Consider the following 23604-nt stretch of genomic DNA (forward strand, 5'->3'; position numbering starts at 1 on the left):
TGCCGGGAAATGCGGAGCGGCACCGCCGAACGCCTCATTGGGGTTACTAGCTTCGTGAGTGGCCGTACGAGGCGTCTTCGGGGGAAGCGTGGGCGACACGGGCACAACAGCGTTCTTGGAGCAGGACAGGACCGAGCCGACGTTTTCGCCGGTTCGCGGGCTACGGAAGCTGCTGCTGAAGGAGCAGTCCGAAGCCGACCTGGCCCGGCGGAGGTTCCGGCTACGGCAGGGACATTCCCGGGCGGCCGTCGAAGGAGCCGAGCGGTCATACCTTTTCGGGTACAACGCCGCTCTTTCCGATGAAGCCGACAGGATCGACGAGGTGGCTCCCGAGCAGCGGAGCTTCGCCTATGAGGGGGCCGGTGCCGCGTGCACCGTGCTCGATCTCCTCACCATGACTCGGGGCCGGCGCCTTCACGAGCTACTAGCCGGCCCCGCCCAGCTTCACCCGTACGCCGTGCACCTCGGTGCCGGGCGCGGTTACGCACTGCTGCGCGTACGGCCCATGTGGGGTGTACGGCGTACCCACCCGCTGTTCCGGTGGCTGGCCGTGGACGGGTTCGGGTTCCAGTGGAGCCTGACGCGGGCCGACCGGATGGTGGGCGAGCGGACCATGCCCGACCTGCTCACCCGGAGCCACTGCGCGATCTTCGACCAGGGGCTGGGGCGGCTGCTCTGGTACCACGAGTGCGCCTCACCGGACGACGTGGCGGCCAGGATCGCCGCCTACCCCGCGGGGCGCCGGGCCGATCTGTGGAGCGGTGTCGGGTTCGCGGCGACGCACACGGGTGGCGCGAACGCCGACGAGCTGTGGTGGCTGACCGATCACGCGGGGACTGACGGATTCCGGGCCCATCTGGCTCAGGGGAGCGCGTTCGCCGCCTCGGCCCGGCTCCAGGCGGGGGCGCTGCCGGACCACGTGGCGCAGGCCGTACCGATCCTGGCGGGGGCGGAGCCCGACGAGGCCGCCGGGTGGACCGAGGGGGCGCTCATCGCGCTCGGCCACGACCCGCGCACCCACGAGGACTTCCAGTCCTGGCGGGCCCACACCCGCAGAGCGTGGACCCGCCGCCGGACGCGGCATTAGATCCCTGGGGCCACGCGCTCCAGGACGCGCAGCGAGCCCTCCACCGAGGTCTCGGTGAACGCGCCCGAGGCGAGCGCCCGCTGGTATACCCGGTAGGGCGCCTGACCACCGGTGGCCGGATCCGGATAGATGTCGTGGAAGACCAGCGCGCCGCTCGCCATGACGTGCGGCGCCCAGCCCTCGTAGTCGCGCGTCACCGGCTCCTCGGAATGGCCGCCGTCGATGAACAGCAGCCCCAACGGCGTGTTCCAGAGCCGGGCCACCTGCTCGGAGTGGCCGACCACGGCGATCACCTCGTCCTCCAGCCCGGCGGCGGCGATCGTCTGGCGGAACGTCGGCAGCGAGTCCATCTTGCCGAACCGCGGATCGACCAGCGTCGGGTCATGGTGGGCCCAGCCGGGCTGGATCTCCTCAGAGCCGCGGTGATGGTCCACGGTGATGACCACGGACCCCGCCAGCCGGGCCGCCGCTCCGAGGTAGACGGCCGACTTGCCGCAGTAGGTGCCGATCTCGCAGATCGGCCCGAGCTTGCCGTACTGGCAAGCCGCCTCGAACAGGGCCAAGCCCTCATTTTCCGGCATGAAACCCTTGGCGTGCTTGGCGGCGTATCGCAGTTCAGGCGGCATCGTCATAGGGATGCACCCTAGTAGAACCGAACAACATTCCAGCGCCCCCTTGCCCGCCATTCTGCAACCTGTTCTACTTGGCAACGTGAATCAGCGCGCTCGCATCGCGATGTCCGGAGACGAGGTCACCGCCTTCCTCGAAGGGGCCCGCAAGCTCCAGCTCGCGACCATCAACCCCGATGGCACGCCGCATCTGGTGACCATGTTCTACGGCCTCGACGAGGGGCGGATCGTCTTCTGGAGCTACGCCAAGGCGCAGAAGGTCCGCAACCTGGAGCGCGATCCGCGGGTCAGCTGCCTGATCGAGACCGGCGAGGACTACAACGAGTTGCGCGGCGTCCTGCTGTACGGCGAGGCCAAGCGCGTGGACGAGCCCGAGCAGGTCCTGGCCGTCGGCATGAAGGTCACGCGCCGGATGACCCCGGACGTGCCGGACGAACTTTTGCACCCCTATGTCGAACAAACCGGGCGGAAACGGGTCGCTTACCTTGTCGAGCGCACCAAAGTGGTCTCATGGGATCACAGGAGGCTCACATGAAGATCAAGGTAGATGAGATGGTGTGCGAGGCCAATGCGGTGTGCATGGGGCTCGCACCCGAGGTGTTCGACGTGGACGACGACGACCAGCTGCACATCCTGCTCCCGGAACCACCCCCCGAACTCCTGGACCGCGTTCGCCACGCGGTCCGATCCTGCCCCAAAGCCGCTCTTTCCCTAGAGGAATAGCCGGAGGAGGAACTCCCCATGCGCGCCGCCCTTCTGCACGCCGTAGGCGACGACAAGCTGGACATCCGCGACGATGTCACCCTCACCCCCGTCGGCCCGACCGACGTGCGGGTGCGGATCAGGGCTACGGGCGTCTGCCATTCGGACCTGTCGGCCATGTCCGGCGTGCTGCCGCAGCCCGTGCCGCTCGTCCCGGGTCACGAGGGCGCGGGCGAGGTGGTCGAGGTGGGCGAGCACGTCTCCTCGGTCCAGCCGGGCGATCACGTGATCATCAACTGGCGTCCGTCCTGCCAGGCCTGCGAGCTGTGCCTGGGCGGCCAGCCGTACCTCTGCATGAAGTACGTGATCGAGGCGTTCACCAAGGGCAACTTCCGCTTCGGCGGCGACCAGACGGCGTACGGCATGGCCGGGTGCGGCACCTGGGCCGAGGAGATCGTCGTCCCGTGGCAGGGCGCGATCAAGATCGACACGGACATCTCGTGGGAGGCTGCCGCGCTGATCGGCTGCGGCATCACCACCGGCGTGGGCGCCGCCCTCAACACGGCCAAGGTACGGCCCGGCTCGACCGTCGCCGTCGTCGGCTGCGGCGGGGTCGGCCTGTCCGTCATCCAGGGCGCGCGCGTCTCCGGCGCCCGGACGATCCTGGCGATCGACCCGCTGGAGTCCAAGCACGAGCTGGCCAAGAAGGTCGGCGCCACCCACGCCGTCACCCCCGAGCAGGTCCCCGAGGCGCTCAACGAGCTGACCGCCGGCGGCGGCTTCGACTACGGCTTCGAGGTGGTCGGCAAGGCGGCCACCATCCAGAGCGCGTGGCAGGTCACCCGCGCGGGCGGCGAGGTCATCGTGGTCGGCGCGGGCGCGGTGGACGACATGGTGTCGATCTCCGCGTTCAGCCTGCTGTTCGAGGGCAAGAACCTGCTGTCCAGCCTGTACGGCGAAGCCGACGTACGACACGCCTTCCCGTACTTCGCCAAGCTCTACAAGGCCGGTCAGCTGGACCTGGAATCCATGATCAGCGCCCGGATCCGGCTGGCCGACCTGAACGACGCCGTGGCCGCGCTCAAGGGCGGCGAGGTGCTACGCCAGATCGTCCTGATGGACTGAGCCTCCAGCAGGACTCAGCGCCTGATCCCGCTCGACCAGCGGGGACTCGACTCAGCCGATGGGCACCACCGCGATGCTCATCCGTGCTTCTCCATTCTCGTCACCAGGCGCCCGCTACTGCCCGGGTGGCGACGTTGAGGCGGTTGAAGACGTTGGTCGCGGAGATCATCAGGAGCAGGGAGCTGAGCCCCTGCTCGTCGTAGTGCTTGGCGGCCGTGTCCCAGATCTCGTCCGGAACCGGATCCGCACGGTCGCTGAGCCGCGTGACGGCCTCGGCGAGCGCCAGGGCGGCGCGCTCGGCGTCGGTGAAGTAGGGGGCCTCCCGCCAGGCCGCCACCGCCCACAGCCGCTCGTCGCTCTCGCCCGCCTTCTTGGCGCTTCGCGAGCCCATGTCCACGCACACGCTGCAGCCGTTGATCTGGCTGGCCCGCAGGTGGACGAGCTCGAGCGTCGTGCCGGGCACGCCACCCTGCTTGCACGCCTCGATGAGGGCCAGGATCGCCTTCATGGCGTCGGGGACGAGCTTCGCCGGGTTGGTCATCCGCGCTTGCATGGTCGCGTTCCTCCAGGAGTCACATCGGCCGGCAGGGTCCCGGCCGTTACCCATATGACCCGCCGGATCGGAGGAATGTGACCGGCCGCTGATGGCCACCAGGTGAAGGGCGCGACACCGGCCCGCGGAGGAAGCCGATGGTCACCAGGTGACGGGGAGCGACACCGGCCCGCGGATGACCATGCCGCTCTTCCAGCTCAGCTCCTCCCCCGCCACGGCCGGCCGCAGGCCGGGCAGGCGCCGCAGCAGCGCGGCGAGCGCCACCTGAAGCTCCATCCGGGCCAGTGCCGCCCCGGGACAGAAGTGCGGGCCGTGGCCGAAGGCGAAGTTCGGCTGCGGCTTGCGGGTGAGGTCGAGCCGCTCCGGGTCCTCGAACACCCGGGGATCGCGGTTGGCGGCGTAGTAGGCCGCGAAGACCGGCTCGTTCGCGCGCACGGTGCCGCCTTCGAGCGCAACGTCCTCGGTGGCGTACCTCGGGATGAACGTGGCGGCGGTCGCCGTCACCGGGACGTATCTCAGTAACTCCTCGACCGCGTCCGCCAGGTCCACCTGCCCCTCGCGCAGCAGGGCGAGCTGGTCGGGGTGGGTCAGCAGCGCGTACGTGAAGTTGGCGATCTGCGACGCCGTGGTCTCGTAACCGGCGGCCAGCAGGGTCATCAGGAAGCCGATCAGCTCCTCCTCCGACAGGCTGTCCCGCTCGTCACGCGCCCGCACCAGAGCGCCGATCAGGTCGTCGGTAGGGGACTCGCGCCGGCGCGCCACCAGCCGCGCCAGGTAGCCACCGAGCGCGGCCAGCCGCGCCGTCTTCTCCTCCAGCGGTATCGCGGTCGTCGTCATGTACGCGTCGGCCCAGGACCGGAAGGTCGCGCGATCCTCGTACGGCACACCCAGCAGCTCGCAGATCATGGTCGCGGGCAGCGGCACGGCGTAGCCCTCCACCAGGTCGGCCGGTGGCCCTTGAGCCGCCAGCCGATCCAGCAGGTCCTCGACGATCTCCTCGGCGCGGGGCCTCAGCAGTTCGACCCGGCGCGCGGTGAACGCCTGGCCGATCAGCCGCCGCATCCGCGTGTGCTCCGGCGGGTCGAGGTCGGAGAGCCCGCCGGGCACCGGCTCCGGGTACATGCGCGGCGCGTCCCGGCCCACCGCCGCGGCCCGGCTGAAGCGCGGGTCGGCGAAGACCGTGCGGACGTCGTCGTAGCGGGTCGCCAGCCAGGCCGGCTCGCCGTACGGCAGCTGGATCCGGGCCAGCGGCTCGTGCTCGCGCAGCCAGCCGTAGGTGTCGTCCAGCTCCAGTTGGTACGGCATGCCAAGCGGATAGTCCCTCATGGCCCCACCTCTCACCAGGTGACGAGCAGTCTGGCCCACGCTTTCACCAACCCTCCAGGCTGTCCAGATCATCGAAGGACAGGGAGTTGACCTGTGTCAGGCCATGTCGGCGGCGGTCGGCGGGGCTGTGACTCTCGCGTGTGCGGCGTACGGGGAACTGCAACAGGCCGAAGGGTGCCGGACACTTACCAAGGTGTCCGGCACCTTTCGGCAAGGAGACTCTGTGACACACCGAGATCGCTTCGAAGCGGTCTATGACGCGTACTATCCGGCGATACATCAGTACGCCGCCCGCCGTACCAGCTCCCCCGACGACACCGCCGACGTCATCTCCGAGACGTTCCTCACCGCCTGGCGGCGCATCGGCGACGTGCCCGAGGGCGAGCGGGCGCTGCTCTGGTTATACGGGGTGGCCCGCCGCGTACTGGCCAACCAGCAACGCGGCGCGTCCCGCAGGGCCGGGCTCGCTGAGCGGCTCCGCGACGAACTGGCCGCCGACCGGCCCGTCAGACCGGTCGATCTGGAGTACGTACGCGCCGCCTTCGACGAGTTGCCCGAGCGTGACCGCGAGGTCATGGCGCTGGCCCACTGGGAGGGTCTGAGCAGCGAGCAGATCGCCAAGGTTCTGGGATGTACGGCCGTCGCCGCCCGGACCCGGCTGCATCGGGCGCGCAAGCGGCTCGCGGCGGCGCTGGAACGGCAGACGTCCTTGACGATCGCGATGGGGGAAGCATGAGTGACATCGACAACCTGATGAGGGCCATCGATCCGACCCCGCACGCGCCGGAACAGGGGCCCGGCGCGCGCGAGCTGCGTGCGGCGATCATGGCGACACCGGCTCCAGGCCGCCGACGGTCCTGGCTTCCGCAAAGGGGAACCTTCGGACCCCGCTGGCCTGTGCTGGCATCGGCGGTCACCGCCGCGGCCGTGGCCGTGGCGATCGGCGTCGGCCTGCCGGCCGGGGGGCCGGCGACCGAGTTCGCCAACGCGGCCGTCTCCATCAAGCGGGCCGAGGACTCCTTCAGCGTCACCATCACCGACCCGGCGGCCGACCGCCGGCGCTTCGAGGAGGCGTTTCGGGCGGTCGGGTTGAACGTCACGGTGAAGGTCGTCCCGGTGGCACCGGACGAGGTCGGCAAGCTGCTCGGCCCAATCGTTCCGGAGGGCTTCAAATGGCACGGAAGCATCGGGGTGCAGAGCGTGACACCTTGCGCGTCGGTGTTCTGCGGCAAGGTCTGGATGCCCTCGGACTTCCCCGGACACGTCGTCTTCGGGGTCGGCCGCCCCGCCAAGCCCGGCGAACCCTATGCCGAGGACGCCGCCTTCGATCCCGAGGGGGAGGAGGCCATGGACGGCTACACGGCTCACGGCAAGACGGTCGCGGCTGTGCGCGCCGAGGCGCGCCGCCGTGGGTTGAAGGTCGGGTACCTCCTGGTGTGGAGCCACCCTTACGGCGGCTTCTTCGACCAGCCCGTGCCCGCGGACCAGGTCAAGGAAGGCTGGATCATCAGCGGATCCCGCGCCCACAGCTCCGACACCGTCGACCTCTACGTCCTGCCCGGTCCCGGCGCCGGTCCTACCCCCGACCCGCTGAAGGTCAGAACACCTCAGTGGTACGACGACCTCACCGACTGAGGAACAGCGCCCTGTCACATTTCCCCCGGTTGGAACGTCTTATAGGTAGCCGCCCGTAGGTAGCCGCCCATTAGTCCAGGCGTCCACGCAGGGGAGATGAATCCTGTTGGTGTCCATCCCGGAAGTCCCTTACACCGACCCCAACAGCTGGCGGATCGCCATGGAAGCCAGTACGGCGAGCCTGTCGATGAGCAGCCTGAACGGCCCGCGGCTCCTCGAGGAGCTGCCGTGGTTCCAGGGTTCCTTCCGGCTGACTCCGGCCGGGCTGCTGGCGGGATTCACCCTGCGACTGCCGCTGCCGACCCGCCCGGCGTGGCTGCGGGAGGAGGAGACGGCCGAACTGCTGTGGGAGTCGGTGAGCCTCGAAGCCGCCGGGATCCCGAACCAGTTCAGCGGGCGGACCCGGCTGCGGCTCGGCCGACGGGAGACCTTCACGAGCGTGTCCGCTCTGTGCGCCAAGATCCCCGTCGGCCGTTCCGGCCGCCCCTACCTGAAGATCGTCCTGGAGACGGTGTTCCCGTCGTTGAGCCTGCGCTGGCCGCGCGAGGCACGGCTGCGGCTGCGGCCAGTGACGCTCAAGCTGTTCAGTGAGATCCGCCTCGCCGAGACCACCCCGTCGCCGTGATCCCGGGCCCATCCGTCACTCGGCCGCCTTGGGCCGGTACGAGGCGATGATCACGCCGCTCTTCATGACCTTGGTGTCGACCAGCTCGAACGACGCCTTGAAGTCCTTGAGCGGCGTCGTCACGCTCTCGGCACCTTCCAGCACCGGGGTGATCCAGAACCGGACTTCGTCCAGCAGACCCGCCCTGATGAGCTGAGTGGTGACCGAGCCGAACCCGTACTGCAGGATGTCCTTGCCGTCCTGGGCCTTGAGCTTGGTGACCTCCTCGACCAGGTCGCCCTGCAGCACTTCGGTGTTCTTCCACGTGGGGTCGGTCAGAGTGGTCGAGGCGACGTACTTCTTGACGTTGTTGAAGTAGGCCGCGCCGGTGGTCGGGTCGCTCTCGTCCCGGGTCGGCCAGGCGGCGGACATACCGTCGTACGTGGCACGGCCCATCAGCAACGCGTCGGCGCCATTCGTCTGCTCGCCGGCGAAGGCGGCGGCCTCGTCGTCGAAGTAGGGCATCGTCCACATCGGGTTCTCGATGACGCCGTCGAGGGTGATGTAGGTCGAGTTGATGAGCTTGCGCATCGGGATCTCCTCAGTGTCGGGGTGCTGCTTGGTGACACCCACAACATTTCAGGTCCCGCTGACGATTCTCTTAAGATGCCCTATTCGGCCGATCTTCGGCTAATGGATCAGCGTACGGTCGTCGCCCGCGCGATCCAGCTCTCCGGCCCCGTGGCCGTCGTCAAGGGGGACCTTCTCGCCCCCGTACGCCTTCGACATCCGAGCGCGCAGTCTGCCCAGTGGGCCGCGCATGCCCTTCGGCGGGATGCCCGTGCTGTCGGGCTCGGCGACCGCCAACATCGCCACCGGCTCCTTGCCCCGTACATGCGCCTCGATGTCGTCCGCCGCCGGCACGTGCGCCTCGACGAACTCACCGCTGGGCAACCGCTTGATCACACCCGATTCGACACCATGGGAAATGATGCCCGCGTCGTAGCGCTGGAGCCCCAGGCATATCCGGTACGTGATCACATACGCCAGCACGGGCGCCACGAAGATCAGCACCCGGCCCGCGTACGTCGTCGCATTGAGGCTGATGTGGAAATAGGCGGAGATCTCGTCGTTGGCACCGAAGAGCCAGAGCACGCCATAGAACACGACGGTCGTCATGCCGATCGCCGTGCGGTGCGGGTTGTTGCGCGGGCGGTCGGCGAAGTTGTGCTCACGCTTGTCGCCCGTCACCCACTGCTCGAGGAACGGATACAACGCCAGACCCGTCAAGACGATACCCAGCGGGGCCAGCGCCGGGATGATGACGTTGAGCGGCACTGTGCCCGCATGAGACGTACCGAACAGGTTGATCTCCCACGGAGGCATGATGCGCAACGCGCCTTCGAGGAAGCCCATGTAGAAGTCGGGCTGCGAACCCGCCGACACGTCAGCGGGCGTGTAGGGCCCGAACAGCCAGATCGGGTTGATCTGGGCGAACGTCGCCAGCCCCGCGATCACTCCGAAGGTGAACAGGACGTACGCGCCCGCCTTGGCCATGAACGCCGGATAGAACGGCGCCCCCACCACGTTCTGGTTTGTCGTGGTCTTGCCGGCCATCTGGGTGTGCTTCTGCATCCACATGAGCACCAGGTGAGCGGTGACCAGCGCCAGGATGATGCCCGGGATGAGCAGGATGTGCAGCGAATAGAACCGGGAGATGATATCTCCGCCCGGATACTCTCCGCCGAACAGGAAGAACGTCGCGTACGTACCGACCAGCGGCAATGAGACCAGCACACCCTCGGTGATCCGCAGACCGGCGCCGGACAGCAGGTCGTCGGGCAGCGAGTATCCGGTCAGCCCCTCAAGGAGCGCCAGCGTCAGCAGTAGCACGCCGATCACATGGTTGAGCTCGCGCGGCTTGCGGTAGGCGCCGGTGAAGAACACCCGCAGCGCGTGCACGATGGTGCTCGCCACGAAGATCAGCGCCGCCCAGTGATGCATCTGCCTGACCAGGAGGCCACCCCGGACGTCGAAGCTGAGCTCCAGCGACGACGCGTAGGCCTGGGACATCATGACGCCTTTGAGCGGGGCGTACGACCCGTCGTAGGCGATCTCCGCCATGCTGGGCTTGAACCAGAACGTCAGGAACGTCCCGGTCAGCAGCAGGAAGATGAACGCGTACAGCGCGATCTCCCCCAGCAGGAACGTCCAGTGGTCGGGGAAGATCTTGCGCATGTTGCGCTTGATGAAGTTGGCCGCGCCGAGGCGCTCATCGAGCCAGTTCGAGGGGCTTGAGACGGCGTTCGGGATGGTCTTGAGCTCGTTCATCCGTGATCTCCGACCGCCATGTCAGGCACTGTGGGCATGTCGCTCCCCGTTCTCGTGGACACCTCCCTACATAGACGCCATAGGGGTCGGAAATGTGACATGTCCGCCCATGATGGGCGACCTCCGCACCCATGACAAAGGGGCCCGGTACGCTGCCGGGCCCCCTGCTTGAGGTGGCTAGAAGTCGAACTCTCCCCGCTTGGCGCCGTCCATGAACGCCGCCCACACCGACGCGCTCACCACATAGGGCTGCAGGTCAGGCCGCTCGGTGTCGCGGATGCCCACACGGCCGGCGGACAGCGGGGCAACCTCCAGGCAATTTCCGTTGTCGCCCGAGGACGAGGACTTCCGCCAGCCGGCGCTCCTGAGCTCCTCGTTCAGTTCCAGGTCCATCCCTGCTCCAACCTCTCCTCGATCTTCTTGATGGACAGGCTCTGGGGAAGGGCTTCCGCGCGGCACATCTGATAGCGGAGGCCAAGGGTCTCGATCTCAGCCGGTTTGTCCCACACCTTTCCCGATACAGGGCTGTCCACGAAGGCCGCGCTCGGCCCGCCTGCCATGTGCGCGATCACAAAGCCTCCGAGCAGTCCAGCCGTGAGACGGGCGCTGAGCGGGAGGATCTGGATCGTGATACACGGACTATGAGCCACCTCGATGAGGTGCGACAGTTGGTGGCGGGTGATACTTTCGCCCCCGATCGGACGGTAAAGGATCGACTCGTCGAGGACCGCCCAGAGTGTGGGTGGGCCGTCTCTTTGGAAGATCTCCTTGCGCGCCATCCGGGACCTGACCGCCTCCTCCACCTGGTCGCTGGTAACCCCTGGTTTTCCCGCCAGGATGGCTCGGGCGTATTCAGGCGTCTGCAGGAGACCAGGGACGATGGTTGGTTCCCAGGTCCAGAGCTCCCGGGCCATCGTCTCGATATCGAGCCAGGGAGCGAACGTCTTGAAGATGGACTCCCGCTTGCCGACCGGCAGGAAGTCGACCAGGCGGCCCGGCTCCAGCCCCAGTCTTTCCTCGCAACGCTTGGCGAGCACCTCGGTCGGCGTGCGTACGGCCCGTTCGACGGAACCGACCTGGTTGGCGGAGAAACCGATCTTGTTGCCGAGTTGCCCTTGGGTCAGTCCCGCTTCGAGACGAAGCTGACGTAGTTCGTACCCGAAACGGGCCTCCGCACTGGCGTCTGGATTCAACTCTTTGGCAGGACGCATCGGGGGCTACTCCTGGTCTGATCCCACAGGATCACACAACATTTCCCACCGAGGGACTCATATTCGTGTGGCACGAGCCCTTACGGTCATCCCAGAAATTACCTGCCGGATGGCACGCTTACCAGTGTTTCAGGCCAACAATTCCCCGTGCGACACACAAATTCTCGAGATCGCGTGTTATAACGGCACAGAAATTCGGGCGAGTCAGGTGATTTCCATGCTAATACGAGCAGAAGATGTAATTCTCATCGGAGCAACCAGGCTGCGGCGCGGCCGCATGGCGCCGAAACAGGCGCGCGCCGCTGTCGCCTGGTGGCTCGCGGACGATCTCCCGACGGGTCCCGACGTGCAACAGGTGGTCTCTGAGCTGGTCACGAACGCCTGCGAGCACGTGGAAGGAGGCCCGGACCGCGAGTGGGTCACGGTGAGTGTGGTGGACGCGGGGACGGGTTCTTTCGCGTCGAGGTGACCGATCCCGGCGCATTTAGCGCTGAGCCGCATATGGCCGAGCCGGCTCCCGAGGCCGAATCGGGGCGCGGTATTCGCATTGTCGCCGAGCTGTCCGACGGATGCTGGGGGACATTTGTCACCGCAGCCCAACACCGCGCGGTGTGGGCCGATGTGAAGACCAGATAATGAGGCCGAATATTCGGCTGACCGTTCCAAGAACGCGACCGGGAAGGGGCCCTCAGCGGATACCACGCGCCGTCTTCGGCGCTGGCCACCAGGCCGCGTCTGAGATCGGGGTCGCCGGTGAGCCGGTGAGCCGGGGGACGACGTCAGTGACCATGGAGACCTCGCCCTTCTCGATCGCCTGGAACCACGAGATCCAGGTCTCGATCTGCTCTCCGCTGATGCCCAGTCGCCATCGCCGTGCGAAGGCTTCCTCAAGGGTCTCGGTTTCGAAGCGGTAGGGCCGGCCGGTGGCCGCGGCGATCCGGGTGACCGCTTCGTCGAGAGTCAGGGCCTCGGGCCCGGTGATCTCTAGGGTCGCGCCGTCGTGCTCGGAGCGGGGACCCTCGTCGAGCGCGACGGCCGTGATCACGTCGGCGATGTCCTCGTGGGTGACGAAGGCGGCCCGGCCGGTGCTCGCGGGGCCGCTCACGACGAATTCCTCGTCGGCGAGGGCGGCCGGCGTCGACGCGTAGATGCCCGCCCGGAGCACCGTGTGGCGGATCCCGGCCCCTGCCAGGAACTGTTCGGTCAGCCACTGGTCGCGGGCGTTGACATAGGTGGCGGTGGGCGCCGCGCCGACGAGGGACACATACAGGACCCGGTTCACGCCGACCGCGATAGCGGCCTCGACCGCGGTGGCGTGTTCCTCCAGTCGACGCCCCGTGCGGTGTCCGGAGACCAGGATGAGGGTCGACGCGCCCTGGAGTGCCGTGCGCATGGCGTCGGCGTCGGCGTAGGCGGCCGGACCGCGCCGCTGGGCGCCCGGCAGTTCGGGTAGACGGTCGGGTCTGCGTCCGACGAGGAGTTGGGGGACGCCACGGTCGGCGAGTCGTGTCGCGATCCGGCTGCCCAGCGCCCCGGTCACCCCGGTGACCGCCACTGTGACGTGGTTCCCCTCAGCCATGAGGCTCCCTCTATCCGGGGGCCACTGTCGATCGCGGAGCCCCTGCTTCCGATCACGTACCTTGGAAGTCGATCACAGGCGAAGGCCCGTCGCAAGCATCTCAGGCGCCCCTGACGAGGCTCCGACCTGCCGAAACGGTGGACGAACCGGGCATGGAACCCGGCCCTTCTCACCGATGACGAGGTTGCCTCTCCCGTGCCAAGGGGCAGTCCGCGCAGGCCTACATGCTGAGCCTCCTGGCGGCGGATGCACGCCGTTCTCACAACATCGACCTGATCGCCCAGTTCGAGGGGCGTGACGACGGCATGCACAGCGCTCCAGGGCAGGCCGCGGAACTCGTTCACCAGGCACGAGACGAGCGGGACGAGCAACTCACAGATACCACTGGAGACAGCCCGTGCTCGTGATCGACGCCTCCGTCATGATCAATGCGCTGGCCGATGACGGAGAAGCCGGCCGTGCCGCACGCAAGGCCATCATGACCGATCCCGCCTGGATCGCGCCCGCCCACATGCCCAGCGAAGTCGCCCACGTCGTCTCCCGCCTCGTCAGACAAGACCTGATCACACAGACGCGTGGGTGGAGCGCCTTTGAGGCGCTCACCCGGCTAGAGCTTCAAAGGTTGACGTTATGTAGTTGTATTCTCACGGCTGGGTGACATGTGGGCGGTCGCCGTTCAAACCGGAGACAGGGGTTGAGGCCGCCCAAGGGCCGTAGCTGGGGAGCGCGCGGGACACCCCCGTGGTGAAGGTGTCTCGGCGGCCCGCTCGCGGTCTGCTGGGACAACCTCAACACCCACATCAGCGTGAAGACAGCTGATCAGCGGCTTCATCGCCAAGACCCGTCTCGACTTCAAACCGCCCTCCCACAGCATTTGAAACTCTCTAGTCAGCCGACCCGGCCTGCCCGCCGCAGAACACCTGCTTGACCAGAGTGTCGGTCAGCTTCAAGTAGTCCTTCGCCGGGCCCCTTGTGACCTCGTCCACCCAGGTCACCGAGGCGGTCAGGGTCTTCTTGCCGTCGGGTGAGCTGTACATCAGCGCCCCGTAGCCGTGCGGCGGACTGCCGTTGTGCTGGTAGACGGTCCCGCAGTTCGGGCCCAGGTCCTGCACGAACAGCCCGAAGCCGTAACCGAGCTTCCCGTACGGCTTGCGCATCTCGGCCAGCAGCGGGGCCGGCAGGAGCTTGCCGCCGTTCAGCGCGGAGATGAACGTGTGGAGGTCCTGGGTGGTCGAGATCATGTCACCGGCGCCGGCCAGGAGGGACTGGTTCTGGCGGGAGATGTCGACCGTCTTCCACTGGCCGGCTTCCTCGTAGCGGTAGTAGCCATGGGCGTGCGGCCCGGGGAGCTCGGTCCGGTTGCCCGGCACCACGGTGCCCCGCAGCCCGAGCGGCCGCAGGATCCGTCGCTTCATCTCCTCGGCGTAGGAGTGGCCGGTGACCTTCTCGATCAGCAGCAGGGCCACCGTGTAGTTGGTGTTGGAGTAGTTCTGGTCCGTCCCCGGCTCGAACCGGGCCCGCTTGGACAGCGCGAACCGGACCAGCTCTTCGGGCTTGTAGGAGTGGAACCGGTTGTCCAGCCACTCGTTGCCGGTGGCGGGGAGCCCCGGCACGTACGTGCCGTCATCGTAGGTCTCGCCGCCTGCGTAGTTGAACAACCCGCTGGTGTGCCGCAGCAGCATCCGCACGGTGATCCGCGGATCCAGTCCGAGCTTGGGCAGGTAGTCGGCCGCCGGGGTGTCCAGCCCGATCTTGCCCTCGCCCACCAGCTGCAGCACCAGGGTCGCGGTGAAGGTCTTGGTGACGCTGCCCGCCCAGAACCGCCCGTTCGTGGGCGGCTTGGCGGCCTCGCCGAGCTTGCTCACCCCGGCGCTGCCGACCCACTCGCCCCGCTGATCGTGCACGCGCACCTGCACCCCGGCGAAACCGGCGTCGACGAACGCCTGCATGGCCTTCTGCAGTTCCGGGCGATTCTGCCCGGCAGCGGCCTTCGGCGTGGCCACGCTGCTGTCCGCGGCGGCCATCCCGGGGGTGACCGCCCCGGCGAGCAGCGCGGCCGCCAGCGCGGTGACCGCCACTCGCCGGAAGACCTTGGTGGCTGGTGGGGATTGGGTTTTCATGGTTGCTTGTCTTTCGGTGTCGCGCTCAAGCGAACAGCTCGCCGAGCGGATCGGGTCGATGGGGATGCGAATTGGCCCGTACGGGTCCCCGGTGCTCAGCGGGTCTACTGAGCCGCCTCGGCTTGCCCGCCGCCGAACACCTCGTCGATGAGCTTCACCAGGGCCGTCTGGAATGCCCCTGCCTGGGACATCGCGGCGTCGTCCACATAGGTCAGCGATGCGGTCATGGTCTTGCCGCCGTCGGGCGTGCTGTACATCAGCGTCGCGTAGCCCGCGATGCCGCCGTTGTGGTGGAAAATGGTGCCGCCGTCCGGGAGCTCCTGCACGAACAGCCCCAGGCCGTAGCCGATCTTCGGGTCCGGCTTACGCATCTCGGCCAGCAGCGAGGCCGGCAGCAGCTTGCCGCCCTGCAACGCGGAGATGAACGTGGCCAGGTCGCGGGTGGTCGAGATCATGTCACCACCGGCGGAGATCCAAGACGGGTTCTGGCTGGTGACGTCGACCGTCTTGTCCTGGCCGTCCTCCTCATACCGGTAGTAGCTGTGCGCGTGCGGCTCGGGGACCTCCGTCGAGGTGCCCGGCGCCACAGTGTCCGACATCCCGAGCGGCCCCAGGATCAGCCGCCGCAGCTCCTCGGCGAACGAGCGGCCGGTGACCTTCTCGATCAGCAGCCTGGCCAGCACATAGTTGGTGTTGGAATAGTTCCACTCCGTCCCCGGCTCGAACCGCGCCGGCTTGGACAACGCCAGCTCCACCAACTCCTCCGGCCGGTAGGTCCTGAACCGGTTGTCCACCCACTCCTGGCCCGCCCAGGCCACCCCCGGCACAACCGTCCCGTCCTCGAAATACTCCCCCGTGAAGTTGAACACCCCACTGGTGTGCTGCAACAGCATCCGCACCGTGATCCGCCCGTCCAAGCCGAGCTCGGGCAGATAGCCGGCCGCCGGACTGTCCAGCCCGATCTTGCCCTCGGCCACCAACTGCAGCACCACGGTCGCGACGAAGGTCTTGGTGGAGCTGCCGATCCGGAACCACCCGTTCGTCGGCGGCTTCGCGCTCTGGCCCAGCTCACGCACCCCGGCGCTGCCCACCCACTCACCCCGCTCATCGTGCACACGCAACTGCATGCCGACGAAACCGGAATCGACGATCTCCTCGATGACCTTCTGCAGCTCCGGACGGACCTGCCCGGCAAGGGTCGTGGGCACGGTCCCGCTGTTCGCCGCGGTCACCCCGGGCGTGGCCGAAGCGGCGTCGAGGGCCTCGGTGATCTTGCGGGCCATCTCGGTCATGGTGGGGCTGGGCGCGCCCTTCTGAGGCCGGCCGGCTGCTTCGATGGCGACGATGACGGTACGGCGGAAGTTGTCGGCCTCTTCCGGAGCCTGCTCCTTGAGCAGGCCCATGGAGGCCGTCAGCGCCGGCAGCACCTGGTCGGCGAGCTCGGCCACCGTCTTGCCGTACTTCACGCCCTTGGGCGCCTTGGCCAGCACGTGCCCGACCAGACCGGTCGCGGAGGTCAAGGCGATGGAGGCCTCGGTGGCGGCCTTGTGCGCCGAACCGGCCGCACCGGCGGCGGACATCAGCGAAACGGCGCCCCAACCGGCGATCCGCAGGGTGAGCTTGTCCTGGTCGTCAAGGGTGATGGACATGATGGTGTGCTCCTTTGAAGCTGTTACGAAAAGTCATTTGAAGGGCGATGGCTCTTACAATCGCCGACCGCACTGATACCGGGCCGTCGCCGTCCTGACGCCGCCGCTGACAGGACACCGCATGAACCGCATGGGGCCGATGTCGGCGGCCACGCTTCCTGTCAGGCGCCGAACATCATTGCCGCCTCGGCACCCTTGGACTGGTTCTCGGTGATGTAGGGGCGTAGTTCGCGCTCGTACGCGGGGAACGCGACCGTGTGGTCGCCCGCCGTCTCCACCAGGCGGGTCGCCAGCAGGTGGGCGCCGATCAGGGCCTGGGAGGTGCCCATGCCCGCCGTCGGCGCCGCGCAGTATCCGGCGTCGCCGACGAGGACGACGCGACCGTGTGACCAGCGGTCCATGGCGATCTGGCAGGCCGAGGAGAAGTAGAAGTCGGGAGCCAGCCGCATCTCCTCCAGCAGCAGCGGCACCTCCCACCCATCGCCGGCGAAGCGCTCGCGGACCAGACGTTCCTGCGTGTCGCGGTCGAGCCTGTCGATGTCAGGGGAGTCGGTGGCGACCGACAGGCTCACGGTCATCCTGGCCGGGTTGCTGGAGCTGAACACGTAGACGGCCCGGCCTGGCGCGCTGTACAGCAGGCCCTCGTGGTCGAGGCCCAGCCGGTTGACCGTGGTGTAGCCGACGCCCGACATGCCCAGGTGCCGCACGAAGTCGCGGTGGGGACCGAAGACATGGCGGCGCACGTTGGAGTAGACGCCGTCGGCTCCGACCACCAGGTCGAACCTGCGCCCGGCCGCCCTTTCGAACACGACGCCGACGCCGTCCTCGTCCTGGTCGATCGCGGTGATCGAGTCGTCGAAGACGTAGGAGACGTCGTCGGCGGTGATGCTGTGCAGGATGCGCGTCACATCGGCTTTGAGCACCTCCAGGTCGCCGGCGAACGTCTCCGCGGGCAGCTCACCGGTCGGCTTCCCGTCGCCGTCGATCAGCGTGATCGCGCCCATCCCCGTGGCGTGATCGTGCATCTGCGCCAGCAGGCCCATGCCGTCGAGGACGCCGATCGCCTCGCCGCGGAAGTCGACCGCGTATCCGGTGCCGCGCAGCGCGGCGGCGCGCTCCACCACGGTCACCGCGTAGCCGTGCCGATGTAGCCAATACGCCAGCGACATACCCGCGACACCCGCGCCCGAGATCAGCACTTCTCCGCTCATGTGTGCTCCCTTTCTGTACGTCATGAGATCTGGGGAAATACTGATCGAGGGCGTTGATACATTCGCCCATATGACCTCTATGCGCTTCTCACTCCTGGGCCCAGTAGAGGTCAGCACCGAAGGGCAGCCGCTGGGCGGAGCGCCGCGGCATCGCGCGATGCTCGCCTACCTCCTGCTGAACGCGGGAAGCACGGTGAGCACGGACCGGCTGATCGAGGCGATGTGGGGGCCGACCCCACCGGAGACGGCCAAGGCCCAGGTCCAGGCGTCGGTGATGGCGATACGCCGGATGCTGCGCGCGGCGCAGGCCGAGAGCATCGTGCGGACGCGTCCCGCCGGCTATGCCGCGGTGCCGGAGCCGGGTCAGGTGGACGTCCATGAGTTCAGGCGGCTGGCCGCGGGCGACAGCGAGGAGATCCGTCAGGCGCTCGGGCTCTGGCGCGGGCAGGCGCTGGCCGACGTGCAGGCCGACTATGTGCCCGCCACCAGGGCCCTGCTGGAGGAGCAGCGGCTGACGGCCGTCGAACGGCTGGCGGAGCTGGAACTTCAGGCCGGGCGGCATGCCGTACTGCTTGACGAACTCGCCGCGGAAGTGGCCGGCCACCCGCTGAGGGAGCGCCTGCGCGGGCAGTACGTGCTGGCGCTGCATCGATCGGGACGGCAGGCGGAGGCTCTGGCGACCGCGCGCGACTACCGGACGACGCTGGCCGAGCAGCAGGGGCTGGACCCCAGCCGGGAGTTCGCGGCCGTCGAAGAGACGGTGTTGAGAGACGAACGGCACGCGGTGGTGAGTTTCCTGCCGTACGACGTGCCCGATTTCGCCGGGCGGGAAGCCGAGCTCGAGCGGCTCACCAGACTGCCCGACGGGGTGAGCGTGGTCGCGATCGACGGCATGGCGGGCATCGGCAAGACCACACTGGCGGTACACGCGGCACACCTGCTCGCCGAGCGCTTCCCCGACGGCGGGCTCTTCGTCGACCTGCAGGCCCACACCGCCGGCCGTGATCCCGTCGATGCCGGCGAAGCGCTGGAGATCCTGCTGCGCCAGCTCGGCCTGCCCGCGGAGCGCATACCGGCAGGGACCTCGGAACGTGCCGCGCTGTGGCGTGGCGAGCTGTCGGGGCTGCGCGCCCTGGTCGTCATCGACAACGCCGCCGACACCCAGCACGTCCAGCCGCTGCTGCCCGGCGGTTCGGGCAGCATGGCCGTGATCACGAGCCGGCGTCGGCTGATCGACTTGGACGGCGCCCACGCCATGTCCGTCGACGTGCTCTCAGAGCGTGACGCGGTCGAGCTGTTCACCGGCGTCGTCGGGCCGCGGGCGCGGCAGGAGCCCGTCGCCGTCGCCGAGGTCCTGCGCCTGTGCGGGTTCCTGCCGCTGGCCGTGCGCATCGCCGCCGCGCGGCTGCGCCACCGCCCCCGATGGACGGTGGACTACCTCGCCGTACGGCTCCGCGACCAGAGCCGCCGCCTGGCCGAACTGGCCACCGCGGAACGGGGCGTCCCCGCCGCCTTCGCGCTGTCGTACGAGCATCTGAGCCCCGACCATCGCCGCATGTTCCGCCTGCTCGGCCTCCACCCCGGCCAGGACATCGACGCCTACGCGGCCGCCGCGCTCGCCGACCTGACCGTCACGCGTGCCGAGTCGCTCCTGGAGGACCTGCTCGACGCGCATATGCTCCTCCAGCAGGAACCGGGCCGCTACACCTTCCACGACCTGCTGCGCGACCACGCCAGGTCAGCGGCCGACCTGGAGGAGCCGGACAACTCGGGAAAGGCCGCCCTGACCCGGCTCTTCGCCTTCTATACGCACGTCACGGGCATGGCCGCCGACCTCAAGTACCCGGACAGAACACTGCCGGTTCCGCACGAGCCCCCGCCGCGCCCGCAGATCCCGCCCCTGACCGGCCGCGCCGACGCCACGGCCTGGCTGGACGCGGAGCTGCCCGTCCTGCTGGCCGTCGGCGCGCACGCGGCGGAACACGGCCGGCACCCGCACGCCTTCTTCCTGTCCACGACCCTGTTCCCCTTTCTGGAGGAACGCGGCCGCCGCGGCGCCGCTCTTACCCTCCATCTGCAAACTCTCGCAGCGGTACGGCGGGCGGAAGACCGGCGCAGCGAGGGCCGTACCCTCGCCGACCTGGCCAGAACCCACCACGCCATGGGCAACGTGGTTCAGGCCGTCCAGTACGCCCAAGAGGCCATCAGCGTCTGCCGGGCCGCCGGTGACCCGGAGGGCGAGGCGGTGGGACATCACTACCTGGGTCACTCGCTCGAATGCCAAGGCAACCTCCATGGCGCCCAGGACCACTATCAACAGGCATTGGACCTTTTCCAGGCGGCGGACAAATACGTCGGCACGGGGGTCCTCCTGACAGACGTGGGCAGGATCTACGGGCAACTGGGCAAGCCCGACCTGGCTCGCGACTACCTGGAGCAGGCCCAGCGGATCAACCACCAGATCGGCAGCCCATCGGGCCTCTGGAACACCCTGCTCTCCCTCGGTGACCTCCACAGCGACCAAGGCGAGCACGACGCCGCCCGCCACGCCCTCGAGCGCGCCTACGCGATCAGCCGCGACCTGGGCCCGCACCTGCAGGCGGAGACCCTCAACGCCATGGGCGCCGCCGCACACGCCATGGGCGACCACAATCAGGCCCTCATCGATCACGACGCCGCACTCGCCCTGGCCAAGGAGATCGACGATCCCCACGAAGCCGCCCACGGCCACCTCGGCCTGGCCAAGGCCCGTCACGCACTCGGCCACACCGCCCTGGCCCGCACACACGCCCAGGCGGCGCTCCTCCTGCTCGAAGAACTCGGCAACCCCGCCGCCGACGCCGCCAGAGCCCTCCTGTGACGAGACCGCCGCGCGGCCACCCCAGAATGTCGGTTCCGTTTACTAGCGTTGGCGCGTGGACGAGAGCGAGAAGAACGCGCTGTTGATGTTCCTGGAGGCGCAACGGGCCAGTGTCCTGGCGATCGTTGACGGCCTCGACGTCGAAGCCTTGTCAACCGCGGTCCTGCCCTCGGGATGGACGGTTCTGGGTCTCGTGGAGCACCTCGGCTACGCCGAACGGCACTGGTTCCAGGAGATCGCCACCGGCCACGCCGAGCCGCTGGCCTGGCCAGACGACCACCTGCCACTGACCACACCGCGGCCACCGTCTGTGGTCTTCGCGTTCTACCGGGACCAGTGCGCGCGGTCCAACGCGGTCCTCGCCGCTAGTCCGCTCTCGGCTCCCCCGCGAGGACGACACCCCGGACCGCTCGGGGACGAGGTCACTGACCTGCGGCGGATCGTCCTGCACATGATCGAGGAGACGGCACGCCATGCGGGTCACCTTGATGCCGCGCGCGAGTTGCTCGATGGAAAGACGGGACTCGGGCCTCGATAGCCGGCCCTCCAATCAGGCAAGGCAGGGGTGCGCGAGGGGCGGGAGCCCCTCGCCGGGGCGGAGCCCCAAGGAAATACGCCTGAGCGCCGTCCGCGCGAAGCGCGCCCCACGGCGAAGCCCGCGCTTGTCGGGGGTCGAAGGGGGCGGAGCCCCCTGGGAAGCACGCCTGAGCGCCACTCGCGCGAAGCGCGCCCGACATGCGATGACCATGCGTGTCGGGCGTCGAAGAGGGGCGGAACCCCTGGGAGACATATGCCTGAGCGCCCGGCACGCGATCATCATGCGTGTCGGGCGCGCCAGGGCAGTCAGGTCAGGTGGTGGAGAAGGCCGCGTCGAAGGCGGTGGTCGGTGGGGTGATGGCGTTGAGGGCGCGGATGTAGCCCAAGGCCTCCCGTGCCCCGTCCAGCCGGTCCATCCCCGCGTCCTCCCACTCGATCGAGATCGGGCCCGCGTACCCGATCGAGTTGAGTGCCCGGAAGCAGTCCTCCCAGGCCACGTCGCCGCGGCCGGTGGAGACGAAGTCCCAGCCGCGCCTCATGTCCGCCCACGGCAGGTGGGAGGACAGGCGGCCGCGGCGGCCGTCGCCCACGCGGACGCGGGTGTCCTTGCAGTCCACGTGGTAGATGCGGTCGGCGAAGTCGAGGATGAACGCCACCGGGTCGAGGTCCTGCCAGACCATGTGGGACGGGTCCCAGTTGAGGCCGAACGCGGGGCGGTGGCCGATGGCCTCCAGGGTGCGCTGGGTCGTCACGTAGTCGTAGGCGATCTCGCTGGGGTGGATCTCGTGGGCGAAGCGGACACCCTCCTGGTCGAAGACGTCGAGGATGGGGTTCCAGCGGTCCGCGAAGTCCTGGTAGCCCGCCTCCACCATCGAGGCAGGCACCGGCGGGAACATGGCCACGGTGTGCCAGATCGACGAGCCGGTGAAGCCGACCACCGTGTCGACGCCCAGCAGGGCCGCGGCTCGCGCCGTGTTCTTCATGTCCTCGGCGGCCGCCTGGCGAACGGACTCCGGGTCGCCCGAGCCCCAGATGCGGGCGGGCAGGATGGCCTTGTGGCGCTCGTCAATCGGATGGTCGCAGACCGCCTGGCCGACAAGGTGATTGGAGATCGTCCAGACCTTGAGGCCGTGCTTGTCGAGCTGGGCTCGCTTGGCGGACACATACGACGGGTCGCTGATCGCCTGCGCCACGTCGAAGTGGTCGCCGGAGCAGGCGATCTCGAGGCCGTCGTAGCCCCATTCGGCGGCGAGCCGGCACACCTCCTCGAACGGCAGGTCGGCCCACTGGCCGGTGAACAAGGTGACCGGTCTCATATGTCCTCCACAACTGTGAAACGGCTGGAATCAGCCGCACTACGCTCGACCGCCGCGAGCACGCGTTGCACCCGGAGCCCGTCCGCGAAAGACGGCGCCGGGTCGCTGCCCTGGGCGATCGCTTCCAGGAAGTCTTTGACCTCGTGGGTGAAAGTGTGTTCGTACCCGAGTCCGTGTCCGGGTGGCCACCACGCCCCGGCGTAGGGGTGGTCGGCCTCGGTGACGAGGATACGTTTGAAGCCGCTGTCGCCCTCGCTGACCCACAGCTCGTTCATGGCCTCGAAGTCGAAGGCGAGGCTGCCCTTCGAGCCGTTGAGCTCGATGCGCAGCGCGTTCTTGCGCCCGGTGGCGAACCGGGTGGCCTCGAAGGAGGCCACGGCACCGCCGGTGAGCCGCCCGATGAAGAGCGCGGCGTCGTCGACGGTGACGGGTCCGGTTTCCGATGAGCCCGGCGACACGGGACGTTCCTTGACGAACGTCTCGGTGAGCGCCGAGACGCCCACGATGTTCTGGCCGGTGATGAACTGGGCGGTGTCGATGATGTGCGCCCCGATGTCACCCAGGGCGCCCGATCCCGCCTTGTCCTTCTGCAGCCGCCACACCAGCGGAGACGCGGGGTCGACGATCCAGTCCTGGAGGTACTGGGCTCGCACGTGCCTGATCTCGCCGAGCCTGCCCTCCTCGACGTAGCGCCTGGCCAGCGCCACCGCGGGCACCCGCCGGTAGTTGAAGGCCACCATGCTCTTGGCGGTCGACAAGGCCGCCGCCCGCACCATGGCCTCCGCCTCGGCCACGCTGTTGGCCAGCGGCTTCTCGCAGAGCACGTGCTTGCCGGCCTCCAGGGCGGCGATGGCGATCTCGGCGTGGGAGTCGCCCGGCGTGCAGATGTCGACGATCTGCACGTCGTCGCGTTTGACCAGTTCCCTCCAGTCGGTCTCGGTGTCGGCCCAGCCGAGCCGGGCGGCCGCGGCGGCGGTGTGCTCCTCGGACCGGCCGGCCAGCACCGCCATGCGCGGTGCCAGCGGCAGGTCGAAGAAGGCGCCGACGCTGCGCCATGCCTGGGAGTGGACGCGGCCCATGAACGCGTAGCCGATCATGCCCACGCCGACGGTGGTTTGGTCTGACATGC

23 protein-coding genes are annotated in these 23604 nt (G+C 68.4%); 10 read left to right on the plus strand and 13 right to left on the minus strand.

The features are described from left to right. The first annotated feature begins 115 nt into the window (after nucleotides 1-115). Nucleotides 116-1087: a DUF1702 family protein gene (locus AB0B61_RS07470; protein WP_358429215.1), complete on the plus strand. Its 972-nt coding sequence runs from the start codon at nucleotides 116-118 to the stop codon at nucleotides 1085-1087. Here the strand turns inward: AB0B61_RS07470 and AB0B61_RS07475 are convergent. Next, the gene (locus tag AB0B61_RS07475; RefSeq protein ID WP_358429353.1) at nucleotides 1084-1713 is read right to left on the minus strand and encodes a class I SAM-dependent methyltransferase; all 630 of its coding nucleotides are present in this window, start codon (nucleotides 1711-1713) and stop codon (nucleotides 1084-1086) included. The genes AB0B61_RS07470 and AB0B61_RS07475 overlap by 4 nt on opposite strands. A gap of 49 nt (nucleotides 1714-1762) precedes the next feature. Between AB0B61_RS07475 and AB0B61_RS07480 the strand changes: the two genes are divergently transcribed. Genes AB0B61_RS07480 through AB0B61_RS07490 form a run of 3 tightly spaced genes read left to right on the plus strand, consistent with a single transcriptional unit; the run spans nucleotide 1763 to nucleotide 3543 of the window. Continuing rightward, the gene (locus AB0B61_RS07480) at nucleotides 1763-2251 is read left to right on the plus strand and encodes a pyridoxamine 5'-phosphate oxidase family protein (protein WP_358429217.1); all 489 of its coding nucleotides are present in this window, start codon (nucleotides 1763-1765) and stop codon (nucleotides 2249-2251) included. Then, a complete protein-coding gene (locus AB0B61_RS07485; protein ID WP_219533778.1) occupies nucleotides 2248-2439 on the plus strand; it encodes a ferredoxin in 192 nt (63 codons plus the stop codon). The genes AB0B61_RS07480 and AB0B61_RS07485 overlap by 4 nt, the downstream gene beginning before the upstream one ends. An 18-nt stretch (nucleotides 2440-2457) precedes the next feature. Then, on the plus strand, nucleotides 2458-3543 hold the full coding sequence (locus AB0B61_RS07490) for an alcohol dehydrogenase catalytic domain-containing protein (protein WP_358429219.1): 1086 nt from the start codon (nucleotides 2458-2460) through the stop codon (nucleotides 3541-3543). A gap of 100 nt (nucleotides 3544-3643) precedes the next feature. Here the strand turns inward: AB0B61_RS07490 and AB0B61_RS07495 are convergent, their stop codons facing one another. Both AB0B61_RS07495 and AB0B61_RS07500 read right to left on the minus strand, forming a co-directional pair. Then, nucleotides 3644-4096 carry a carboxymuconolactone decarboxylase family protein gene (locus AB0B61_RS07495; RefSeq protein ID WP_358429221.1) on the minus strand — a complete coding sequence of 151 codons (453 nt, stop codon included), beginning with the start codon at nucleotides 4094-4096 and terminating at the stop codon, nucleotides 3644-3646. Nucleotides 4097-4237: 141 nt separating this feature from the next. Next, nucleotides 4238-5422: a cytochrome P450 gene (locus tag AB0B61_RS07500; protein WP_358429223.1), complete on the minus strand. Its 1185-nt coding sequence runs from the start codon at nucleotides 5420-5422 to the stop codon at nucleotides 4238-4240. Between the two features lie 103 nt (nucleotides 5423-5525). Here AB0B61_RS07500 and AB0B61_RS07505 point away from each other — a divergent pair, with 103 nt between their 5' ends. From AB0B61_RS07505 to AB0B61_RS07515, 3 genes are all read left to right on the plus strand, one after another. Beyond that, complete coding sequence (locus tag AB0B61_RS07505; RefSeq protein ID WP_358429225.1) at nucleotides 5526-6158, plus strand: sigma-70 family RNA polymerase sigma factor; 633 nt, start codon at nucleotides 5526-5528, stop codon at nucleotides 6156-6158. Continuing rightward, a complete protein-coding gene (locus AB0B61_RS07510) occupies nucleotides 6155-7057 on the plus strand; it encodes a hypothetical protein (protein ID WP_358429227.1) in 903 nt (300 codons plus the stop codon). The genes AB0B61_RS07505 and AB0B61_RS07510 overlap by 4 nt, the downstream gene beginning before the upstream one ends. A gap of 109 nt (nucleotides 7058-7166) precedes the next feature. Then, nucleotides 7167-7682 (plus strand): hypothetical protein, encoded by a 516-nt coding sequence (locus tag AB0B61_RS07515; protein ID WP_358429229.1) that lies wholly within the window; start codon nucleotides 7167-7169, stop codon nucleotides 7680-7682. Nucleotides 7683-7697: 15 nt separating this feature from the next. On the opposite strand, the gene AB0B61_RS07520 is transcribed toward AB0B61_RS07515, so the two are convergent. The 5 genes from AB0B61_RS07520 to AB0B61_RS07540 all read right to left on the minus strand — a co-directional run bounded on the left by AB0B61_RS07520 (nucleotide 7698) and on the right by AB0B61_RS07540 (nucleotide 12782). After that, nucleotides 7698-8252, minus strand: coding sequence for a dihydrofolate reductase family protein (locus tag AB0B61_RS07520; protein WP_358429230.1), 555 nt, complete (start codon nucleotides 8250-8252; stop codon nucleotides 7698-7700). Nucleotides 8253-8351: 99 nt separating this feature from the next. Further along, nucleotides 8352-9992, minus strand: coding sequence for a ubiquinol-cytochrome c reductase cytochrome b subunit (locus AB0B61_RS07525; RefSeq protein ID WP_358429232.1), 1641 nt, complete (start codon nucleotides 9990-9992; stop codon nucleotides 8352-8354). A gap of 177 nt (nucleotides 9993-10169) precedes the next feature. Then, nucleotides 10170-10385: a DUF397 domain-containing protein gene (locus AB0B61_RS07530; RefSeq protein ID WP_358429234.1), complete on the minus strand. Its 216-nt coding sequence runs from the start codon at nucleotides 10383-10385 to the stop codon at nucleotides 10170-10172. Continuing rightward, nucleotides 10370-11203: a helix-turn-helix transcriptional regulator gene (locus tag AB0B61_RS07535; protein ID WP_358429236.1), complete on the minus strand. Its 834-nt coding sequence runs from the start codon at nucleotides 11201-11203 to the stop codon at nucleotides 10370-10372. Before AB0B61_RS07535 ends, AB0B61_RS07530 begins: the two co-directional genes overlap by 16 nt. A gap of 688 nt (nucleotides 11204-11891) precedes the next feature. After that, the gene (locus tag AB0B61_RS07540; protein WP_358429238.1) at nucleotides 11892-12782 is read right to left on the minus strand and encodes an NAD(P)H-binding protein; all 891 of its coding nucleotides are present in this window, start codon (nucleotides 12780-12782) and stop codon (nucleotides 11892-11894) included. Nucleotides 12783-13179: 397 nt separating this feature from the next. On the opposite strand from AB0B61_RS07540, the gene AB0B61_RS07545 reads away from it, so the two are divergent. Then, a complete protein-coding gene (locus AB0B61_RS07545) occupies nucleotides 13180-13440 on the plus strand; it encodes a type II toxin-antitoxin system VapC family toxin (protein WP_358429240.1) in 261 nt (86 codons plus the stop codon). A gap of 226 nt (nucleotides 13441-13666) precedes the next feature. Here the strand turns inward: AB0B61_RS07545 and AB0B61_RS07550 are convergent, their stop codons facing one another. From AB0B61_RS07550 to AB0B61_RS07560, 3 genes are all read right to left on the minus strand, one after another. Further along, nucleotides 13667-14902 (minus strand): serine hydrolase domain-containing protein, encoded by a 1236-nt coding sequence (locus AB0B61_RS07550; RefSeq protein ID WP_358429242.1) that lies wholly within the window; start codon nucleotides 14900-14902, stop codon nucleotides 13667-13669. Between the two features lie 104 nt (nucleotides 14903-15006). Further along, the gene (locus AB0B61_RS07555) at nucleotides 15007-16551 is read right to left on the minus strand and encodes a serine hydrolase domain-containing protein (RefSeq protein WP_358429244.1); all 1545 of its coding nucleotides are present in this window, start codon (nucleotides 16549-16551) and stop codon (nucleotides 15007-15009) included. A gap of 161 nt (nucleotides 16552-16712) precedes the next feature. Continuing rightward, nucleotides 16713-17762 carry an FAD-dependent monooxygenase gene (locus AB0B61_RS07560; protein ID WP_358429246.1) on the minus strand — a complete coding sequence of 350 codons (1050 nt, stop codon included), beginning with the start codon at nucleotides 17760-17762 and terminating at the stop codon, nucleotides 16713-16715. A 70-nt stretch (nucleotides 17763-17832) separates the two neighbouring features. Between AB0B61_RS07560 and AB0B61_RS07565 the strand changes: the two genes are divergently transcribed. Next, complete coding sequence (locus AB0B61_RS07565) at nucleotides 17833-20622, plus strand: BTAD domain-containing putative transcriptional regulator (protein WP_358429248.1); 2790 nt, start codon at nucleotides 17833-17835, stop codon at nucleotides 20620-20622. Nucleotides 20623-20677: 55 nt separating this feature from the next. Then, the gene (locus AB0B61_RS07570; RefSeq protein ID WP_358429250.1) at nucleotides 20678-21160 is read left to right on the plus strand and encodes a DinB family protein; all 483 of its coding nucleotides are present in this window, start codon (nucleotides 20678-20680) and stop codon (nucleotides 21158-21160) included. A 310-nt stretch (nucleotides 21161-21470) separates the two neighbouring features. Here AB0B61_RS07570 and AB0B61_RS07575 read toward each other — a convergent pair whose 3' ends face one another. Further along, entirely contained in the window at nucleotides 21471-22475 is a 1005-nt protein-coding gene (locus tag AB0B61_RS07575; RefSeq protein WP_358429252.1) for a sugar phosphate isomerase/epimerase family protein, read from the minus strand. After that, the gene (locus tag AB0B61_RS07580) at nucleotides 22472-23602 is read right to left on the minus strand and encodes a Gfo/Idh/MocA family oxidoreductase (RefSeq protein ID WP_358429254.1); all 1131 of its coding nucleotides are present in this window, start codon (nucleotides 23600-23602) and stop codon (nucleotides 22472-22474) included. Before AB0B61_RS07580 ends, AB0B61_RS07575 begins: the two co-directional genes overlap by 4 nt. Between the last annotated feature and the right edge of the window lie 2 nt (nucleotides 23603-23604).

It is taken from the genome of Nonomuraea sp. NPDC049158 (assembly GCF_040648335.1).
Taxonomy (GTDB): domain Bacteria; phylum Actinomycetota; class Actinomycetes; order Streptosporangiales; family Streptosporangiaceae; genus Nonomuraea.

Coding starts and splice junctions, on each gene's coding strand:
- AB0B61_RS07485 (WP_219533778.1), top strand. CDS start 2,248: ATGAAGATCAAGGTAGATGAGATGGTGTGCGAGGCCAATGCGGTGTGC.
- AB0B61_RS07535 (WP_358429236.1), bottom strand. CDS start 11,203: ATGCGTCCTGCCAAAGAGTTGAATCCAGACGCCAGTGCGGAGGCCCGT.
- AB0B61_RS07490 (WP_358429219.1), top strand. CDS start 2,458: ATGCGCGCCGCCCTTCTGCACGCCGTAGGCGACGACAAGCTGGACATC.
- AB0B61_RS07510 (WP_358429227.1), top strand. CDS start 6,155: ATGAGTGACATCGACAACCTGATGAGGGCCATCGATCCGACCCCGCAC.
- AB0B61_RS07540 (WP_358429238.1), bottom strand. CDS start 12,782: ATGGCTGAGGGGAACCACGTCACAGTGGCGGTCACCGGGGTGACCGGG.
- AB0B61_RS07505 (WP_358429225.1), top strand. CDS start 5,526: ATGTCGGCGGCGGTCGGCGGGGCTGTGACTCTCGCGTGTGCGGCGTAC.
- AB0B61_RS07550 (WP_358429242.1), bottom strand. CDS start 14,902: ATGAAAACCCAATCCCCACCAGCCACCAAGGTCTTCCGGCGAGTGGCG.
- AB0B61_RS07565 (WP_358429248.1), top strand. CDS start 17,833: ATGACCTCTATGCGCTTCTCACTCCTGGGCCCAGTAGAGGTCAGCACC.
- AB0B61_RS07560 (WP_358429246.1), bottom strand. CDS start 17,762: ATGAGCGGAGAAGTGCTGATCTCGGGCGCGGGTGTCGCGGGTATGTCG.
- AB0B61_RS07500 (WP_358429223.1), bottom strand. CDS start 5,422: ATGAGGGACTATCCGCTTGGCATGCCGTACCAACTGGAGCTGGACGAC.
- AB0B61_RS07530 (WP_358429234.1), bottom strand. CDS start 10,385: ATGGACCTGGAACTGAACGAGGAGCTCAGGAGCGCCGGCTGGCGGAAG.
- AB0B61_RS07520 (WP_358429230.1), bottom strand. CDS start 8,252: ATGCGCAAGCTCATCAACTCGACCTACATCACCCTCGACGGCGTCATC.
- AB0B61_RS07575 (WP_358429252.1), bottom strand. CDS start 22,475: ATGAGACCGGTCACCTTGTTCACCGGCCAGTGGGCCGACCTGCCGTTC.
- AB0B61_RS07555 (WP_358429244.1), bottom strand. CDS start 16,551: ATGTCCATCACCCTTGACGACCAGGACAAGCTCACCCTGCGGATCGCC.
- AB0B61_RS07580 (WP_358429254.1), bottom strand. CDS start 23,602: ATGTCAGACCAAACCACCGTCGGCGTGGGCATGATCGGCTACGCGTTC.
- AB0B61_RS07525 (WP_358429232.1), bottom strand. CDS start 9,992: ATGAACGAGCTCAAGACCATCCCGAACGCCGTCTCAAGCCCCTCGAAC.
- AB0B61_RS07495 (WP_358429221.1), bottom strand. CDS start 4,096: ATGCAAGCGCGGATGACCAACCCGGCGAAGCTCGTCCCCGACGCCATG.
- AB0B61_RS07475 (WP_358429353.1), bottom strand. CDS start 1,713: ATGCCGCCTGAACTGCGATACGCCGCCAAGCACGCCAAGGGTTTCATG.